17 protein-coding genes are annotated in these 19,055 nt (G+C 38.9%); 7 read left to right on the top strand and 10 right to left on the bottom strand.

Going from position 1 to position 19,055, the window contains the following annotated elements; translation table 11 throughout:
- Position 1: 1 nt before the first annotated feature.
- Positions 2–1,417 (bottom strand): ATP-binding protein, encoded by a 1,416-nt coding sequence (locus I6F53_RS06660; protein ID WP_197238976.1) that lies wholly within the window; start codon positions 1,415–1,417, stop codon positions 2–4.
- Positions 1,395–2,084, bottom strand: a complete 690-nt coding sequence (locus tag I6F53_RS06655; protein ID WP_197238974.1) for a response regulator — start codon at positions 2,082–2,084, stop codon at positions 1,395–1,397. Before I6F53_RS06655 ends, I6F53_RS06660 begins: the two co-directional genes overlap by 23 nt.
- A 165-nt stretch (positions 2,085–2,249) precedes the next feature.
- On the opposite strand from I6F53_RS06655, the gene I6F53_RS06650 reads away from it, so the two are divergent.
- Complete coding sequence (locus I6F53_RS06650) at positions 2,250–2,738, top strand: periplasmic heavy metal sensor (protein ID WP_197238973.1); 489 nt, start codon at positions 2,250–2,252, stop codon at positions 2,736–2,738.
- Positions 2,739–2,809: 71 nt separating this feature from the next.
- On the opposite strand, the gene yacG is transcribed toward I6F53_RS06650, so the two are convergent.
- From yacG to I6F53_RS06625, 5 genes are all read right to left on the bottom strand, one after another.
- Positions 2,810–3,040 carry a DNA gyrase inhibitor YacG gene (gene yacG / locus I6F53_RS06645; protein ID WP_197238972.1) on the bottom strand — a complete coding sequence of 77 codons (231 nt, stop codon included), beginning with the start codon at positions 3,038–3,040 and terminating at the stop codon, positions 2,810–2,812.
- 128 nt (positions 3,041–3,168) lie between these two features.
- Positions 3,169–4,845: a type IV-A pilus assembly ATPase PilB gene (gene pilB / locus I6F53_RS06640; RefSeq protein ID WP_197238970.1), complete on the bottom strand. Its 1,677-nt coding sequence runs from the start codon at positions 4,843–4,845 to the stop codon at positions 3,169–3,171.
- A gap of 126 nt (positions 4,846–4,971) precedes the next feature.
- Entirely contained in the window at positions 4,972–5,613 is a 642-nt protein-coding gene (coaE, locus tag I6F53_RS06635; protein WP_197238969.1) for a dephospho-CoA kinase, read from the bottom strand.
- Position 5,614: 1 nt separating this feature from the next.
- Positions 5,615–6,508: a prepilin peptidase gene (locus I6F53_RS06630; RefSeq protein WP_197238967.1), complete on the bottom strand. Its 894-nt coding sequence runs from the start codon at positions 6,506–6,508 to the stop codon at positions 5,615–5,617.
- 148 nt (positions 6,509–6,656) lie between these two features.
- The gene (locus tag I6F53_RS06625) at positions 6,657–7,883 is read right to left on the bottom strand and encodes a type II secretion system F family protein (RefSeq protein ID WP_197238966.1); all 1,227 of its coding nucleotides are present in this window, start codon (positions 7,881–7,883) and stop codon (positions 6,657–6,659) included.
- A gap of 123 nt (positions 7,884–8,006) precedes the next feature.
- On the opposite strand from I6F53_RS06625, the gene I6F53_RS06620 reads away from it, so the two are divergent.
- The gene (locus I6F53_RS06620) at positions 8,007–8,618 is read left to right on the top strand and encodes a fimbrial assembly protein (protein ID WP_197238964.1); all 612 of its coding nucleotides are present in this window, start codon (positions 8,007–8,009) and stop codon (positions 8,616–8,618) included.
- Here I6F53_RS06620 and I6F53_RS20765 read toward each other — a convergent pair.
- The 3 genes from I6F53_RS20765 to nadC form a co-directional block, all read right to left on the bottom strand.
- Positions 8,599–9,030 (bottom strand): pilin, encoded by a 432-nt coding sequence (locus I6F53_RS20765; RefSeq protein ID WP_197238963.1) that lies wholly within the window; start codon positions 9,028–9,030, stop codon positions 8,599–8,601. The two genes, I6F53_RS06620 and I6F53_RS20765, sit on opposite strands and share 20 nt — an antisense overlap.
- Positions 9,031–9,043: 13 nt before the next feature.
- Complete coding sequence (locus I6F53_RS06610) at positions 9,044–9,469, bottom strand: pilin (RefSeq protein WP_197238962.1); 426 nt, start codon at positions 9,467–9,469, stop codon at positions 9,044–9,046.
- A 489-nt stretch (positions 9,470–9,958) separates the two neighbouring features.
- The gene (gene nadC, locus I6F53_RS06605) at positions 9,959–10,804 is read right to left on the bottom strand and encodes a carboxylating nicotinate-nucleotide diphosphorylase (RefSeq protein ID WP_197238960.1); all 846 of its coding nucleotides are present in this window, start codon (positions 10,802–10,804) and stop codon (positions 9,959–9,961) included.
- Between the two features lie 233 nt (positions 10,805–11,037).
- Between nadC and ampD the strand changes: the two genes are divergently transcribed.
- The 5 genes from ampD to aceF all read left to right on the top strand — a co-directional run bounded on the left by ampD (position 11,038) and on the right by aceF (position 19,017).
- Complete coding sequence (gene ampD / locus I6F53_RS06600) at positions 11,038–11,592, top strand: 1,6-anhydro-N-acetylmuramyl-L-alanine amidase AmpD (protein WP_197238959.1); 555 nt, start codon at positions 11,038–11,040, stop codon at positions 11,590–11,592.
- A 13-nt stretch (positions 11,593–11,605) separates the two neighbouring features.
- On the top strand, positions 11,606–12,457 hold the full coding sequence (ampE, locus tag I6F53_RS06595) for a beta-lactamase regulator AmpE (protein WP_165740943.1): 852 nt from the start codon (positions 11,606–11,608) through the stop codon (positions 12,455–12,457).
- Between the two features lie 1,123 nt (positions 12,458–13,580).
- The gene (pdhR, locus tag I6F53_RS06590; RefSeq protein ID WP_008170672.1) at positions 13,581–14,330 is read left to right on the top strand and encodes a pyruvate dehydrogenase complex transcriptional repressor PdhR; all 750 of its coding nucleotides are present in this window, start codon (positions 13,581–13,583) and stop codon (positions 14,328–14,330) included.
- Positions 14,331–14,420: 90 nt separating this feature from the next.
- Positions 14,421–17,087, top strand: coding sequence for a pyruvate dehydrogenase (acetyl-transferring), homodimeric type (gene aceE / locus I6F53_RS06585; RefSeq protein WP_010553346.1), 2,667 nt, complete (start codon positions 14,421–14,423; stop codon positions 17,085–17,087).
- A gap of 10 nt (positions 17,088–17,097) precedes the next feature.
- Positions 17,098–19,017, top strand: a complete 1,920-nt coding sequence (gene aceF / locus I6F53_RS06580; protein WP_197238958.1) for a pyruvate dehydrogenase complex dihydrolipoyllysine-residue acetyltransferase — start codon at positions 17,098–17,100, stop codon at positions 19,015–19,017.
- Positions 19,018–19,055 lie beyond the last annotated feature (38 nt).

Here is a 19,055-nt window from a genome sequence, read left to right as displayed (position 1 = left end):
TTTACTCTTTTATTAATGGCAGCGTGATATTAGCACAAAGTCCACCCTCTGTTTTATTAGATAACACTAATTCACCGCCATGCGCAGTAATAGCATTTTTAGCAATCGCGAGCCCTAAACCTGTACCACCACTTACGCGGTCGCGCGCATCAGATTGCCTAAAAAAGGGTTCGCAAAGCTTGCTTAGTTGCTCATTTGGCACACCACAGCCATCATCACATATTTCTATATAAATGGCATCTGTGTGCTTTAGAGTAATGCTAATGGTGTTATTCGCGTACTTGATAGCGTTGCGAAGTAGGTTTTCGAGTGCACTGGCAATAAGGCTTTCATCACAATCAATGTTTACGTCTACAGCGCCCACTATATTTAGCTGCTTATTATTTTGTTTTGCTTCAAACTGCGCATCGTTAATAACGTGATCTACAATTATTTGTAATGATTGTTTTTGCAGTGAAAGTGCTTGGCTTTTTGCTTCTAAGCGAGACACTTGCAGTACGTCGGCAATCATTTTATCGAGTTGGTTAGCTTCTTTTTCTATGCGTAATAAATACGATTGGCTGGCATCGTTAGCTTGCATTTGTGCAAGGCCGGTAGCCATTTTTAAACGTGTAAGAGGCGAGCGTAACTCATGCGATATATCGGCTAATAAGCGCTTTTGCGAGCTAATTAAAAGCTCTAACTGATTGGCCATGCTGTTAAAATCTCGCCCAAGTATTCCTAGCTCATCTTTTCGGTTTACAGAAATATCGGCTCTTGCACTTAAGTTACCTGCAGATAATTTAATAGCGGCTTTTTTAAGACTATTTATAGGAGCTATTAAGTTACGGCTAAATACAAAGCTTAAAATAAGAGAGGCAACAATCGCGATGACTATTTTCATCCAATTAGGCATTAGCTTAAAGCGCATTATTAGCGGTGGTTGATGGTTAATATCTATTTCATAAAGATAAAAACTTCCTTCAGGCACGTTTATATTAACAGGGCCAAAGGCTTGATATTTTTCAGTAAAAATAATCTGTGGTGACATATTTTGAGTAAAGTTTAATAAACTTAAATCGATGCTATCAGGCACCTCTTTACTACTAAGAGAGTCTTCGCTTTGAGCTGCGCTTAAGTATAAAAGTTTACGCTTTGAGAGGCGAGGGTGTACTAATACATCACTTAGGCTGCGCTTATGTTTAATAGCAGTCCGCTCAATACTTTTGGCGGTATATATTAAGTTTTTTTTCATAGGGCCATAAAGCGGCTCGTTAGTTACCGCATTAATCGCGGTAATATTACTTAAAAATATAAGCGCTGCAACGGTGCCGATTATAGTTAACCAAAACCAAATAAATATTTTAAAAAACAGGTAATGCCCAGGATGTTTTAACCACGCAAAGTAAGTGCTTTTATTCGCCTTGGATAAAGACATAACCTGTACCTCGCATCGTTTTAATTCGCTCGCCTGTAATATGTTCTGCTATTTTTTTACGAATATTACTAACATGCATATCGATAGAGCGGTCGAATGAGGCTAAACGCCTACCCAGTACTTCTTCACTAATTTGCTCTTTACTAACCACTTCGCCTGCATTCTTACACAATAGCGTAAGTATTTCGTACTCTGTACCAGTAAGGGTTAATGTAGAGCCGTCTATTGAGGCCTCTCGCGCAGCTAGGTTAACAGTAATACCATTCACTAGTAACTTACTCGTTGTGGCTGCATTTAAGCTATTAATGTGTTCTATACGGCGTGTTATTGCTTTTACGCGGGCTAGTAATTCACGATGATTAAAAGGCTTTGGAATATAATCATCGGCGCCTAACTCTAGGCCAAAAATACGGTCAAAGTCTTCACCTTTTGCAGTAAGCATTATTACCGGTGTGAGTTTTGTTTGCCTAAGCTGTTTAAGTACTTCAAAGCCATCTAGCGTTGGTAACATTACATCTAGCAGTATAAGTGCGTAGTCATTTACTTGTGCTAGTTTAAGGCCTTGCTCACCGTCGTGTACGCTTTGTATTTCAAAGCCTTGGGCAGTTAAATATTCACTTAATAGCTCACAAAGGCCCGTATCGTCATCAATCATTAATAGTTTCATTTACAAACCCTTAGAGTTGTTTATAGCGTTATTTTACCCGCTAAATAGTGCAAAGGTGAATCTTTACACAACCTTTACACTGCTTTGCGTTACTTTGCGTTGAGTTAGGTATAGTTAACTCACTGGCTTAGCAGCCACAACCAACCCAATATTAAGGTAATGATTATGACTAAATTAAACACACTTTCAAAATTAGTACTTATCTGTGGCTTAGCAACAGCAACTCTTGGTGCTGGTAGCGTATTAGCTAAAGGCGACGGGCATAAGCAAGGCCATTCTCAAGCTCGTTTTTTACTTTCTGATCGCGGCGTTGAAAAATTAAACCTAACAGATGAGCAGCAAACTAAGCTAAAGGCTATTTTTGAAGCGCAAAAAACACAAATGAAAGCATTACGTGGCGACAATAAAGAAGCCCGTAAAGCGATGCGTGAAGCGCATAAAGCAAAAATGGATGCATTACTTTCGGCGGCAACATTTGACGAAAATGCAGCAAAAGAATTGTTAAACGAACGCCATGAAAAAGGTGAGCAATTCGGTTTAATTAAACTTAAAACTCAGCACCAAGTAATGCAAGTACTTAATGCGGAGCAAAAAGAGAAATTTGCTAAAATGCAAAAGCGTATGAATAAAAAGCACCGCAAACAAAAAAGTTAATTATAGTTTTTGTAAAGACTAAAAAACCAGCTTAATGCTGGTTTTTGTATTTAGGACATTATGAAGATAAATTACTTAAAAAAATCATCTTCATTTTTCGCCAGCATAGCTTCAATATCTTCAATCATGTCTTGGCTGAACTCATCAGCAGAGGTGATTGGCGCAGAAATTTTGTTATTTTCAAACGACCATTCACCTAAATCAATTAGCTGACAGCGCTTTGAGCAAAAAGGGCGAAACGGGCTTTGCTCTGACCATTCAACTTTAGTTTTACAGGTCGGGCAGTTTACAACAGTAGGCATAATTTACTCTCTACAATCTTTTTCTGCATTTTACATTACTTAGATATGAGTCTCTAGGTATAAGTCTCTAGATATAAGTAAGGCTCTGAACTTGGTGTTCAGAACCTTGTAGCCATTGCTATGGGCTTTTAAAAATTAGTTACGCGATTAATTTCACCAAGGGACGTAAGGCCATCGGCTGCTTTGCGTAAACCTGATAAACGTAAATTATTAAACCCGGCTTTAAGGGATACGTCAGCTATTTCAAGCGAGTTACCACCGCGCATAATAATTTGGGCAATTTCAGGGGTAATTTGCATTACTTCGTAAATACCCACTCGGCCTTTATAACCATCGGTACAGCTATCGCATCCTTTAGGAGTATACAACGTCATTTCTTCAATTTGCTTTGTACTGAATCCTTGGCGAGCTAGTTCTTCACTCGGAAGTTGTTCTGGCGTTTTACATTTAGGGCATAAACGACGTGCTAAACGCTGGGCTATAATTAAGCTGATAGAACTTGCTACATTATATGCAGGTACACCCATATTTAATAAACGGGTAATTGTTTCAGGCGCTGAGTTTGTATGCAATGTTGATAAAACCAAGTGACCTGTTTGCGCCGCTTTTATTGATATTTCTGCGGTTTCTAGGTCACGTATTTCACCTACCATAACTACATCAGGATCTTGACGTAAAAATGCACGCAGTGCGTTGGCAAAAGTCATATCGGCTTTAATATTAATTTGTACTTGGTTTACACCTTCAAGGTTAATCTCAACCGGATCTTCCGCAGTACTAATATTTCGCTCTGGCTGATTCAGTATATTTAAACCTGTGTATAGCGATACTGTTTTACCAGAACCCGTTGGCCCGGTTACCAATATCATCCCTTGAGGCTGGGCAAGCGCATCCATATAGAGCTTTTTCTGCTCAGGCTCGTAACCTAATACATCAATACCTAACATGGCGCTTGATGAATCAAGGATACGCATTACTATTTTTTCGCCCCACAAGGTAGGCATAGTACTCACACGAAAATCGATACTTTTGCGTTCAGTAATTTTTAGCTTTATACGACCATCTTGTGGTTTGCGTTTTTCGGCAATATCGAGTCGTGACATAACCTTAATTCGCGCAGAAAGCTTGGTAGCTAATGTATTAGGTGGGCTTGCCACTTCATGCAAAATGCCATCAATGCGAAAACGAATACGGTACTTGTGCTCGTAAGGTTCAAAGTGTAAATCAGAGGCGCCTTTCTTAATGGCATCCATTAAAATTTTGTTGATGTATACGATGATAGGCGCATCATCTTTATCGTCATCTTGCTGGGTTGTATCTTTTTGGCTTTCTGTATCTAAATCAGCAAATTCTTGAAATTCGTCATCGGTTAAATTTAAACTGCCAGCGGCATCTAGTAATTGCTCAATTTTGGCATCGAGTTGAACATAATCAACAACAACAACTTCGCATGAGAGACCGGTACTAAATTCAAAGTTTTCGAATGCGCCGTAATCTGTAGGATCGGATGCTGCTATATAAACTTTTCGATCTTTTTGAACAAGCGGCAAAATGTGATGCTTGCGAATAAGTTTTTCTTTTACAAGATCGGCCGGGATTTTTGTAGGATCAAAATCTTTTAAATCAAAATAGGGTACGCGAAACAAATCGATACATTGTGCAGCTAGATCATTACTATCGATTTTTCCACATTTAGAAATAAGCTCAGCTGTTGAGGCAAATTCATTTTGTTTGTTTTTAACCGTGTCGGCATCAATGCGGCCAAGGGTTATAAATTTTCTCAATAACGGTGAGTTAATATTCATTGCGCACCTGTTTTATTCCTTCAATAGTAAGCAATTTATCAGAAAAAAGAAGGGGATTACATCACCTTTCATTCTTTGTTGTGATTTTACTAACTAAAATACGAGTTTGTGTGAGTTAGGACAGTGTTAATGTGAGTTAGTTTTGTTGTGTAATGCATATTGTAGATACTTTTTATGTAGATCAACAAGTTCTATATGCACTAGGTTTAAACTACGGTCGTTATTTAAAATATCATCCGCTTTTTGCTGTTTATCGGCACGTGACATTTGCGAGGCAATAATACTTTTAACTTGCTCAATACTTGTGTTATCACGTTTTGCTGTACGCGCTATTTGAACAGAGGTTGGCACGTCAATAAGTAAGGTATGGTCGCAATACTTATCAAGGTTATTCTCAAACAATAATGGCGCGACTAAAACAGCATAAGGGCTAGTTGCATTATTTAAATCGTTTAGTATTTTTATCCGTATAAGAGGGTGCAGTAACGCATTAAGCCATTCTTTGTCATTGTTGTTAGTAAATATTTTTGCGCGAAGCTCTGCTCTATTTAATGTGCCATCAGGCAATAAAACATGTTCACCAAAGTGTTGGGTAATCGCTTTTAGACCTTTGCTGTTTGGCTCTACTACTTGACGCGCAATTATATCAGCATCAACTATTGTAATACCAAGCTCTTCAAACATATTACTAACGGCTGTTTTACCACAGCCAATACCGCCTGTTAAACCTAATACCCAGCTGTTTACTTTAGTAATTTGCTCACTCACTTTAATAACCAATTAAATTAAAATAAGCGCCTTGAATTTGGTTGCCCCAAAGCATTGCAATCCATCCAGCTATCGCTAAATAAGGCCCAAAAGGGATAGGGGTCGCTTTGTCTTTACCTTGAATACTCAACAGTGCAATACCAATAATGGCACCTACTACGCTCGAAAGCAGAATAATAGTAAGCAGGGACTGCCAGCCAAGTAACGCCCCAAATACAGCAAGCAGTTTAAAGTCGCCATAGCCCATGCCCTCTTTACCGGTTAATAACTTAAATAACCAAAATACGCTCCATAAGCTTAAATAACCGCAAGCCGCACCAATAATGGCATCAGTAGGTGTAATTGTGTAACCTAATACCGAGGCAATAAGTGCAAGCCACAAAAGCGGAAGTGTAAGTTGATCTGGCAGTAACATATGGTCAATATCAATAAAGGTTAGTGCTACTAAAATCCACGTTACAAAAATATATAAAAGGGCTTGCTCGGTCGCACCAAAGCTATAGGCAACAATTAAACTTAATACGGCAGTAATTAGCTCTACAGCAGGATATCGGGCCGAAATAGGATTATTGCAACTTGCGCATTTACCTTTTAATATTAACCAACTAATTATAGGAATATTCTGCCAAGGCTTAATGGCTGTTTTACATTTAGGGCAGGTAGAGTTGGGTTTTACTAAGTTAAAAGGCTCGTTGATATTGGCTTGTTTAGATTTATTCCCTGTAAGTTCATCTACTAACAGTAGTCTGCATTCACTTTGCCACTCGCGCTGCATCATTAACGGTAAGCGGTAAATAACTACATTTAAAAAGCTACCAATACATAAACTCATTAAGCCAATTGTGGTTAAGTAAAACCACAGTTGGCTTTGCATTACTTCTATAATACTTTGCATCATACTACCTGAATACTGTTCTAAAAATTAAGTGAAATTATTATCACAAAGAGAATTGAAAGAGAGTAAATGAGAAAACATTAATAGCTATACCTTATCAAAAAAGTAAGCTTCTCTTTTATTTCCTGTAAATTATTATTTTTGGTAATTAAATTACAGAACCTAATTGGAAAATAGGTAAGTACATTGCAATAATCAAACCACCAACAAGTACACCGAGTACGGCCATAATAAGTGGCTCAAGCAGGCTCGATAGGCCATCTACTGCATCATCAACTTCTTGCTCGTAAATAGTGGCTACTTTTGCGAGCATGCTATCTAATGAGCCAGACTCCTCACCAATCGCGACCATCTGTATTACCATATCAGGAAATATTTTTGAGTTACGCATTGCCCAGTTCATCTGATTACCAGAGCTAACCTCGAGTTTTATATCTAAAATAGCGTAACGATAAACAGCATTACCTGAAGCACCGGCAGCAGAATCAAGTGCATCAACTAATGGAACACCAGCGGCGAACGTAGTCGAAAGCGTTCGCGCATAGCGAGCAACGGCTGCTTTATTTAAAATCATACCGATAACAGGGAGTTTAAGTATTAATCGATCAGTTGCATCTCTTAATTTTTGGCTTTTCAGCAGTGCTTCTTTATAGCCATAACCAAACGCAGCAATAATTAATGCAATTACCCACCAATATTCTTGCATGAATTCAGATATTGCAATCACGAGTAGAGTAAATGCAGGTAACTCAGCTCCAAAACCAGCAAAAATATCTTGGAATTGTGGAACAACAAAAATTAATAATATGGATGTAACAATTAGTGCTATGACTAATACAGCTATAGGGTAGAACATTGCTTTTTTAATTTTCGATTTTAAAGCTTCTGATTTTTCTTTGTACAAAGCGACACGATCAAATATTTTATCAAGTGCGCCTGATTGCTCGCCAGAGGCAACTAAGTCACAGTATAAATCATCAAAATAACGAGGATGTTTTCTAAGCGCTGTAGATAAAGGTTGGCCTGCTTTTACTTCATCAGCAATAGTTTCCATTAATTTACCGAGACTTTTATTTGTTGCTCCAGTACCAATCATTTCTATTGATTGGATTAATGGCACGCCAGCCATGAGCATAGTTGCAATTTGCCTTGTGACCATTGCAATATCTTTGGGGGTTATTTTTTGAAGGCGAGTTCCAAAAAGAGGTTTAGGTTTCCGTTTTACTTTTGATGGTGTAATACCTTGTTTTCTAAGTTGAGCTTTTACAAGAGCAATACTATTTCCTGTAAGCTCGCCTTCAAGTTTTTTGCCTCTTGCACTTACTCCAACCCATACAAAGGTATCTTGCCCTTTTTTTTCTTGTTGTTTAGCCATTATGATCCTGAATATAAGTATGAGGTATAAGATTTAATCGAATAATATATAATAGCTACAAAGTTGAACTTAAACAATTGATGCAGCTACTTTTAGTACTAAATAAATTACGGAGAATTTAAAGTGTTTTCTAAAAATATTAATAAAAAATTAAAGTGGTCAGGTATACACTTTATTACAGGCGTTATTTTATTATGCTTACTTGGATTATTTATTATAAATGTTTGGTTTGATAATGGGCGTTATTTATTAACTGATTTATTTGGTTTAGCTGTAATCATTTTATCATTAGACTTAATTCTAGGGCCTTTATTGAGTTTATGGTTACTTTCACCAATTAAATCATTTAAAGAAAATGTAATTAATATTAGCGTCATTTTGCTACTTCAGTTTAGCTCTTTAGCCTATGGAGTGTTGCAAATAGACAGCCAAAGGCTCGCGTACATCATAAAATGGCAAGGTTCTTACTTTGCTGTTACTAAAAGCGATTCAAGGAAAGGTGATAACCAAGAGCAATTTTATACATTTAAAGAACCTGCAGTTGGAAGTGAGCTGAGAGCTAGTTATGAAAGTCAAATCAAGAGCTCAATTTCGCCAATTGAAATGTTTGAGTTTTTTGAAAAATCAAGTTTTGAAAAAGAGTGCGGAACAATATGTGGGGTCATTACAAAAAAAGGTGTTGTAAATGTAACAAAAGAAAACAAAGAGCTAGCTTTTAACAAGTCCCTTCATTGATACATGTACTAAGGGGGGAAACCTCCCATAGCAACTGATTGGAGTTTATCGTTGCAGTCATAATATAAGTATCTCCAGAGTTTGATACAGATGCTTCACTTGTTGCAGTTGATTTTATTTGATAAGTACCAGATGAGTTGGATATTTCTATATCAGATATGTAGTTAGGTGCTATATAGTCCGATTTTTTAGAGCTTGTTTTTTCAAAAGAATCACATTCATTAAGAGCATGCTTAATATAAAAGCAAATCTCTACTTGGCGTTGAAGTGCGTTAGAAGCAAGAACAACCTCGGTAAATTTAGAACGTTTAAAGTGATTGTTATAAGCAGGTAGAGCTAATGATATTAATATCCCCATTATAGCGATAACTATCATCAGCTCTATTAAAGAGAAGCCGTTGGCTTTTCTCATATTTAAAACTTAATTAACAAAGACCAGCAGCAACACAATCACCAGCTTGAGTCCAAACTAGGGTACCATTTGTTGCTTTCGGAGTTAATTCATATTTTTTCCCATCTACAGTTGTTGCACCTGTAGCCGTTACAACAGCTGTTTCAGCTGTTAAGCCAACAGAGGCAACATGAGTCCCTGCTTTAGCACCTGCTTCATCTAAGCCAATTTTTGCAGGTGTATCACAATTTTTCAAATCGCCGGCTCCACGAGTTTGAAAACAAACATCAACTAAACCCTTAGCTGATGATGCAGCAAGTACAACCTCAGAGAAGCGTGCTTTTTTAGTGTAAGTTTGATATTGCGGTAAAGCAATCGCAGCAAGAATACCGATGATTGCGATAACAATCATTAATTCAATTAGGGTGAAACCCTGTTGTTTTTGAGTCATTGTTTTCATGTTTCCTCTCCTAAAGGATAGATTTTTGTAACTTAAATCACTTAAGCGGCAAAATGCCTCACTTAATTTAACTGATTTACTTTACAGTTTTACTTAAAATTAATTTTATTACACTTTAGCTTTAGAGTATGAAACACAAAAGCCGAATGTGAATTCATTATGTTTAGTACTAATTATAAAAGTTTACTAAGTGCACTACATGTTGTAGCAACAGATAGTATAGGCATAAAGTAAGTAGTTTAGTTGTTTTAGTTTTTAATTATGTCTTTAAAAACTAAAAGTACTAATTATTTATGACTACCTTTTTAAATAAAATAGTACAACAGAACTAGTCTACCATTTTATTTTAGTATTTAGCACGTATCATATTATAAAAAAGCGATGTTATTTAACAATTTGTTACAAAGTAAGCCTTTTGGGTTATTTAATGCTTTTTTACTTAACTTGTCAATTAATTAGCGGTATTAATTACCCATTATTGCTTTAAAATCACTCAAAACGCATCGATAAATCGATTGATTGTAAGTTTTTTGTTAATGCCCCGCTTGATATAAAATCGACACCTGCTTGTGAATAAGTTCTGAGCGTTTCTAGGGTCATATTGCCTGAAACCTCTAATTTTGCGCGCTTATTGGTTAAAATTACGGCTTGCTTAATTTGTTCTACGCTAAAATTGTCTAGCATAATTATGTCGGCGCCAGCTTCAATTGCTTGCTTAAGTTCTGGGAGTGATTCTACTTCTACTTCGACAGGTTTGTTTGGGTGATTTTGTTTAGCTTGAGCAACGGCTTTGTTTATTGTGCCACAAGCCGCTATATGATTTTCTTTAATTAAAAATGCGTCAAATAAACCAATTCGGTGATTTGCACCCCCGCCACATTTTACTGCGTATTTTTGAAGAGCGCGCAGACCTGGTATGGTTTTGCGTGTATCAAGTAGTTGCGTTGTTGTACCACTTAACTCTTTTACATAATGTGCTGTAGTAGTTGCAGTGCCTGATAAAGTTTGCACAAAGTTAAGTGCAGTACGTTCGGCGGTTAATATTGAACGAGCCGAGCCAATAGCGGTAAATAATGTGCTGTTTGCTTTAACTGAGTCGCCATCATTTATGAGTACATTAACTTCAACACTTGGGTCTACTTGTTCAAATACTTCAAGGATGATGTCTTTTCCGCAAAAAATACAGTCTTCTCGAGTGATTACTTTGGCGCTTGCTTGCTCGTTTTGTGGGATTAGTTGCGCAGTAATATCACCTTCTTGCGCGGTTTGATAATTTAAATCTTCGTCAAGTGCAAGAGTAACAAGCTGAGTAATAAGGGAGTGCGAAATAGACATAGGATGCTCATAAGCGTTAATAAATTAAGCAAATTTTACTATGTTTATAAAAGAAAGAGAAGCGATTGCCTTTTCGCCAATCTAAATATAAACGCAAAGTAAATTCGCACCTACGCGTTGGGCTAAATTATTTGTAGGAGAGGTTTTATACTTCGCTTGTTACTATCATTTTTTTAATAAATCCTTTAGCATCAGCGCTATGTATATCTTGGTATTTATATAATAAACGTATCATGAAAATAGATTTAAGCGGTGTTTTAACTACGGTAGCGCAGCGGCCTTGTTCGCATTTTGATGAGCGCCCTGTTGAGGCTGAAATTTCTTTATTGGTAATTCACAATATATCTTTGCCAGCCGGGCAGTTTGGAACGCCTTTCGTTGATGCGTTATTTATGGGGAATGTCGATTGTAGCGCACACCCGAGCTTTAGCGACTTAAAGGGGTTACGTGTATCGGCCCATTGCTTTGTAAAGCGCACCGGTGAGGTTATACAATATGTACCTTTTGAAAAGCGTGCTTGGCATGCTGGGCAATCTGAGTTTGAGGGCGTGCCTGCTTGTAATGACTTTAGTATTGGCATTGAGCTTGAAGGTACCGACACCACACCATATTCTTTAGCGCAGTACAAAACATTAACTACACTTAGTAAACATATAATGCAGCGCTATCCAAAAATTACCCCTTCGCGTATTGTGGGGCATTGCGATATTGCCCCTGGACGTAAAACCGATCCCGGCAGTAGCTTTAATTGGCCATTGTTTTTTAATATGCTTGAACAACTAAGTTAAGAGAGTTATTCCCATGATTTTAGTTTCTATAATAATTGCATTAATACTAGAGCGCTTAGGGGCTCGGTCTAATTACTGGCAGATAAGTTATTACGCAAATGGTTATTTAAATCGCTCTAATAAATTACTTGGTGATAAGGGCTTATTTAGCTCTGCACCGGGCTTTTTAATTTGGCTACTACTCCCGGTAATAGCTATGGCACTAATTTATTGTTTATCTGATTTTGTTTTGTGGCAGTTGGGCATTAATATCGCGGTGCTTTTGGTTTGCTTTGGTTGTGCTAAGCAGCGTGCTTTATATAAGTCGTATTTAAATGCGTTAACGCGAGATGACGGTACTGCTGCATCATTATATGCGCTGCAAATAGGGCAAAAGCGTACTGAAGGCGAAGAAAACGGTGAAACCTTTGGGCAAACATTGGCGTGGGTGAACTTTAGATTTTACTGTGCGGTTATTTTTTGGTTTGTTGTTTTAGGCGCTCCAGGTGCGGTTTTATATGCACTGGTACGTACTTTAGCTGATTTAGTACGAGAAGATCATAAAGTAATATTTGCTAAGCGTTTTAAACTTATACATAAACTCCTATTTTGGCTCGATTGGTTACCTGCGCGTATTACAAGCTTTGGTTATTTAGTAATAGGTAACTTTAATAAAGGCACGAGCTGTTGGTTACGTTACGTACTTAACTTTAAATCTCCAAACCGAGAAGTAGTAACATGTACTGCGCTGGCTGCAGAGCAAGTTGAAAAGCGTTATTACGGCTGTACCTACGAAGCCACTTGTATGATTAAGCTGGTTAAGCGTAATGTGCTTTTTTACTTAGTACTTATAGCGTTGCTGACATTATTTGGCGGGCTATCGTAGTCGCGATTTTACATCGCGCATTGTGGTTTGTGGTTGGGTCATTGGTCGGTTAATATCGCTATAATGTCGCGGGGTAAACCCGCTGCTACGATATTTGCGTAGTCGCGATTTTATATCGCGCATTGTGGTTTGTGGTTGGGAGGTTAGTTGTCAAATGTCGCGGGGTAAATCCGCTGCTACGATATTTGCGTAGTCGCGATTTTACATCGCGCATTGTGTTTTTCGGTTGGGAGATTAGTTGCCAAATATCGCGGGGTAAACCCGCTGCTACGATATTTGCGTAATTGCGATTTTACATCGCGCATTGTGTTTTACGTTTAGGTAATTACTTGCACAATAGTCGCGGGGTAAACCCGCTGCTACGATATTGCGTAGCCGCGATTTTACATCGCGCATTGTGTTTTACGTTTAGGTAATTACTTGCACAATAGTCGCGGGGTAAACCCGCTGCTACGATATTGCGTAGTCGCGATTTTACATCGCGCATTGTGTTTTACGTTTAGGTAATTACTTGCACAATAGTCGCGGGGTAAACCCGCTGCTACGATATTGCGTAGTCGCGATTTTACATCGCGCATTGTGTTTTACGTTTAGGTAATTACTTGCACAATAGTCGCGGGGTAAAACCGCTGCTACGATATTGCGTAGTCGCGATTTTATATCGCGCATCGTGTTTTTTTGGTTGGGAGATTAGTTGCCAAATGTCGCGGGGTAAACCCGCTGCTACGATATTGCGTGATCGAAATTTTATAGCGCGTATTATGTTTTATATTTAGTGGACTGATCGTGTGTAAATTGCAGCTATTTCTTTGGTACTTTTATCCTGTTATTAATTTCTTTAATAAATTCAACTAGAGTTAACACTCTATTTTTCTGGTCAGACCAGTTGTTTTCATCCTATTAACGTTATAACAATTTTTGTAAATTGCGCATTGTTTAATCTTCGTTCAAAATGCGTTACGCTACTTTAATTGCTCAAGTTACCTGTAAATTGACAGCTAATAAGGTTTTTGATACCGTATTGAAAATTTTTGGTATGACCAATTTACCTTTTGGGTAAATCATACTACTCAAAGCCCCGCTTTATGGGCTCTTGGTATTTATACAACGCGGACGTTGATTCATGTCTTTAAAGATCAAAGCAGCAAAGTTATCTGATGTTATTTTACAGCAACTCGAGAACATGATTCTTGAAGGCTCGTTAGCACCAGGTGAAAAGTTGCCACCAGAGCGTGAACTAGCAAAGCAATTTGAAGTGTCTCGCCCGTCACTGCGTGAGGCAATTCAAAAATTAGAAGCGAAAGGTTTAGTTACGCGTCGCCAGGGTGGCGGCACGTTTGTAAAAAATCAGCTCGAAGAAGGGCTTACTGATCCACTTTTTGATTTGATTAGTAAACACCCTGAGTCGCAGTTTGATTTACTTGAATTTCGTCATGCATTAGAAGGGATTGCTGCTTACTACGCGGCACTGCGCGGGACCAGCAACGATTTTAGCAAAGTGAAAGAAAGCTTTGATAAAATTGCCCTAGTTAATGATGATTTACAGCAAAAAGCAAAAGCAATTAATGCATTTCACTTTAGCGTGGCAGAAGCTTCGCATAATGTGGTGTTACTGCATTTAGTAAGAGGCATGAAAGCGCTGCTTGAGCAAAATGTATTGCAAAATTTAACTGTTTTATTAAAAAAGTCAGATATTAGCAGTCAGTTAGCCGAGCACAGGCGTTTATTAATGGATGCCGTTATTGACGGTAATCCAGAACAAGCCCGTTTAGCAAGTAATGCGCACTTAGCATTTATCGAAGAAGCACTACTTGAAGCAGGCAAAGAACATTCGCGAATTGAACGTAGTTTAAGACGCACTAAACAAAATTAAGTTAGTACATAACTACTTTGAACACACAAATTAAGTAGCTGTGATATTAAATTAACAATATTCGTATTTTAAACATAAGGAAACCTCCATATGTCTGAAGTCAATAAAATTGACGTAGACGCGCTAGAAACACAAGAGTGGTTACAAGCTCTTGAATCAGTTGTGCGCGAAGAAGGTGTTGAACGAGCTCAGTTTTTACTTGAGCAAGTATTAGAGCAAGCCCGTTTAGACGGCGTTGATATGCCAACGGGTATTACCACGAACTACGTTAATACTATTCCTGTAGATCAAGAACCTGCTTACCCGGGTGATGTAAATCTTGAGCGTCGTATTCGTTCAATTATACGTTGGAACGCGATTATGATCGTTCTACGTGCATCTAAAAAAGATCTCGACTTAGGCGGCCATATGGCGTCTTACCAATCATCTGCTGCATTTTATGAAGTGTGTTTTAACCACTTTTTTAAAGCACCAAATGATGTAGACGGTGGTGACTTAGTTTATTACCAAGGTCATATTTCTCCTGGTATTTATGCACGTGCATTTGTTGAAGGTCGTTTATCTGCTGCACAACTAGATAACTTCCGCCAAGAAGTTGATGGCGAAGGCTTACCATCGTACCCACACCCTAAGTTAATGCCTGAATTTTGGCAGTTCCCTACGGTATCAATGGGCTTAGGTCCTATTTCGTCTATTTACCAAGCACGCTTCTTAAAATACTTAGATGGTCGTGGCTTAAAAGATACTAAAAACCAACGTGTATACGCGTTTTTAGGTGACGGTGAAATGGATGAGCCAGAATCACGCGGTGCAATCTCTTTTGCTGCACGTGAAAAATTAGATAACCTTTGTTACTTAGTTAACTGTAACTTACAGCGTTTAGACGGCCCAGTTATGGGTAACGGTAAAATTATTCAAGAGCTAGAAGGCTTGTTTAAAGGCGCTGGCTGGAACGTAATTAAACTAGTGTGGGGCAGCGGTTGGGATATTCTTCTAGCTAAAGACACAACGGGTAAATTACTACAGTTAATGAACGAAACTGTTGATGGCGATTACCAAACATATAAAGCTAAAGATGGCGCGTACGTACGCGAAAACTTCTTTGGTCGTTACCCAGAAACAGCTGCACTTGTTGCTGACATGACAGATGACGAAATTTTCGCGCTTAAGCGTGGTGGTCATGAGTCATCAAAATTATTTGCTGCATTTAAAAAAGCAGAAGACACTAAAGGCCGTCCAACTGTAATTCTTGCTAAAACTGTAAAAGGTTACGGCATGGGTGAAGCAGCGGAAGGTAAAAACATTGCGCACCAAGTGAAAAAAATGGACATGTCGCATGTTGCGCATTTACGTTCACGCCTTGGTCTTGATGATTTAGTATCTGAAGAGCAACTTGCAGAACTACCTTATTTAGAACTTGAAGAAGGTTCACCTGAGTATAAATACCTACATGCTCGTCGTGATGAACTTAAAGGTTATACACCTAAGCGTATTCCACGTTTTAGTGAAAAACTTACGTTGCCAGAAGTAGACGCATTTAAGCCGCTACTTGAAGAACAAAAACGTGATATTTCTACGACTATGGGTTTTGTTCGTGCACTTAATATCTTATTAAAAGATAAAGGCATTGGTAAAAACATCGTACCAATTATTGCCGATGAAGCGCGTACATTTGGTATGGAAGGTTTATTCCGTCAAATCGGTATTTACAATCCGCATGGCCAAAACTATACGCCACAGGATCGTGATATTGTTTCTTACTACAAAGAAACTGTATCAGGGCAAGTGCTTCAAGAAGGTATTAATGAGTTAGGTGCAATGTCGTCATGGGTTGCTGCTGCAACTTCATACAGCACTAACGATTTACCAATGATCCCATTCTACATTTACTACTCTATGTTTGGTTTCCAACGCGTTGGCGACATGGCATGGATGGCGGGCGATCAACAAGCACGTGGTTTCTTATTAGGTGCTACTGCGGGTCGTACAACGTTAAATGGTGAAGGCTTGCAACACGAAGATGGTCACAGTCATATTCTTGCTAATACGGTTCCTAACTGTATTTCATATGACCCAACTTACGCGTTTGAAGTTGCTGTTATTGTACAAGACGGTATTCGTCGTATGTACGGTGATGACCAAGAAAATATTTACTACTACCTAACGCTTATGAACGAAAACTACCATCAGCCAGCTATGCCAGAAGGCGCTGAAGAAGGTATCCGTAAAGGTATTTACAAGCTTGAAAGTTACGAAGGTAAAAAAGCCAACGTACAGCTATTAAGCTCAGGTACTATTATGACTGAAGTGCGTAAAGCCGCTACGATTCTAAGCGAAGAGTATGGCATTGCGTCTGACGTGTTCTCTGTAACGTCTTTCAACGAATTAACGCGTGAAGGTCAAGATGTTGAACGTTTCAACATGCTTAATCCTGAAGGCGAGCAAAAAACAGCATTCATCACAAGCGTATTAAACGACTCTGTGACTGTTGCAGCAACGGATTACATGAAAAACTACGCAGAACAAGCGCGTTCATTCATTCCAAGCAGCAACTACAAAGTGTTAGGTACCGATGGTTACGGTCGTTCTGATAGCCGTGAAAACCTACGTCGTCACTTTGAAGTTAACGCGGGCTACGTTGTTGTTGCTACGTTATCTGAACTTGCTAAACGCGGTGAAGTTGAGAAGTCAGTAGTTGTTGAAGCACTTAAAAAGTTCAACATCGACACTAACAAACTTAACCCACTGTACGCATAAGAGGTTTGCAATGAGTATTGAAATTAAAGTACCAGATATTGGTGACGATGAAGTAGAAGTAACCGAAATATTAGTAAGCGTTGGCGACAAAGTAGATGTGGACCAATCATTATTAAATGTTGAAGGCGACAAAGCATCAATGGAAATACCTGCTTCGCAAGCGGGTACAGTTAAAGAAATTAAAGTAAACGTTGGCGACACCGTTACAACTGGCTCTTTAGTATTTTTGTTTGAAGGCGAGAGTGAAAGCACTGGTGAAGAAAAAGCATCAGCCGCTGCTCCAGCTAAATCTGAAGAGGCAGCACCTGCTGCTTCTACAGGTTCTTCAACTAAAGAAGTAACCGTACCAGATATTGGCGATGATGAAGTTGAAGTAACTGAAATCATGGTTGCTGTTGGCGACACCGTTTCAGAAGAGCAATCTATCTTAAACGTGGAAGGCGACAAGGCAGCAATGGAAGTTCCCGCTCCATTTGCCGGTATAGTTAAAGAAATTAAAGTCGCCGCTGGCGATACAGTTAAAACAGGCTCATTAGTGTTTGTTTTTGAAGTAGCAGGAAGTGAATCTGCAGCACCGGCTAAAGAGTCGGCTCCTGTAGAAGCGCCAGCAGCTAGCTCAACAGCAAACGCAGCACCAAGTACTAAAGAAGTAAATGTACCTGATATTGGTGGCGATGAAGTTGAAGTAACTGAAATTATGGTTGCAGTTGGCGATACGGTTGAAGAAGATCAATCAATCTTAAACGTTGAAGGCGACAAAGCTGCAATGGAAGTACCTGCTCCATTTGCCGGTACAGTTAAAGAAATTAAAGTAGCCGCTGGCGATAAAGTATCGACTGGCTCATTAATTTTTGTATTTGAAGTTGCAGGCAGCGCGCCAGTAGCAGTATCTGCACCAGCTGAAAAATCAGCACCTGCAGCTGCGGCTAAAACCGAGTCGGCACCGGCTCAAGCGGCACCAGCAAAAGCAAGTAATGAAAGCTTCACAGAAAACAGCGCGTATGCTCATGCATCACCTGTTGTTCGCCGTTTAGCGCGTGAGTTTGGTATTAACCTAGCTAATGTTAGAGGCACTGGTCGCAAAGCCCGTATAGTTAAAGAAGACGTGCAAAACTACGTTAAAAACTTAGTTAAGCAAGTTGAGTCGGGTCAATTATCTGCAGGTAGTAGCGCTGGTGGTAGCGAGCTTGGTCTTATTCCATGGCCTAAAGTTGATTTTGCTAAGTTTGGCGAAATTGAAGAGCAAAAGCTGTCTCGTATTCAAAAGCTATCAGGCAAAAACTTACACCGTAACTGGGTGCAAATCCCACATGTTACACAGTTTGACGAAGCTGATATCACAAGCCTTGAAGTATTCCGTAAAGAGCAAAATGTGCTTAGCGAGAAGAAAAAGCTGGGTGTTAAAATTACGCCGCTTGTGTTTGTAATGAAAGCAGCTGCAAAAGCACTTGCTGAATTTCCAAAATTCAACTCATCGCTTTCTGAGGACGGCGAAAGCTTAATCCTTAAAAAGTACATTAACATTGGTGTTGCAGTTGATACGCCAAACGGTTTAGTTGTACCAGTGTTTAAAGATGTTGATAAAAAAGGCATTATTGAACTATCACGCGAATTAATGGAAGTATCTGTTAAAGCACGTGACGGGAAGCTTACATCGTCTGATATGCAAGGTGGTTGTTTTACTATTTCTAGCCTTGGCGGTATTGGCGGTACGGCATTTACGCCGATTGTTAATGCACCAGAAGTGGCTATTTTAGGTGTGTCTAAATCTGAAATGAAACCTAAATGGAATGGCAAAGAGTTTGAACCAAAACTAATGGTTCCGCTGTCTATGTCATACGACCATAGGGTTATTGACGGAGCCTTAGCTGCACGCTTTACTGTGACTCTTGCAAGTTACATGAGCGATATTCGCCAATTGGTGATGTAATCGCTGGACAATGAATAGAATCAAATCCCAGCCAGTTG

This window comes from Pseudoalteromonas sp. SWN29 (assembly GCF_015864465.1).
GTDB lineage: Bacteria > Pseudomonadota > Gammaproteobacteria > Enterobacterales > Alteromonadaceae > Pseudoalteromonas.
This window is presented reverse-complemented; position numbering and strand designations above follow the sequence as displayed.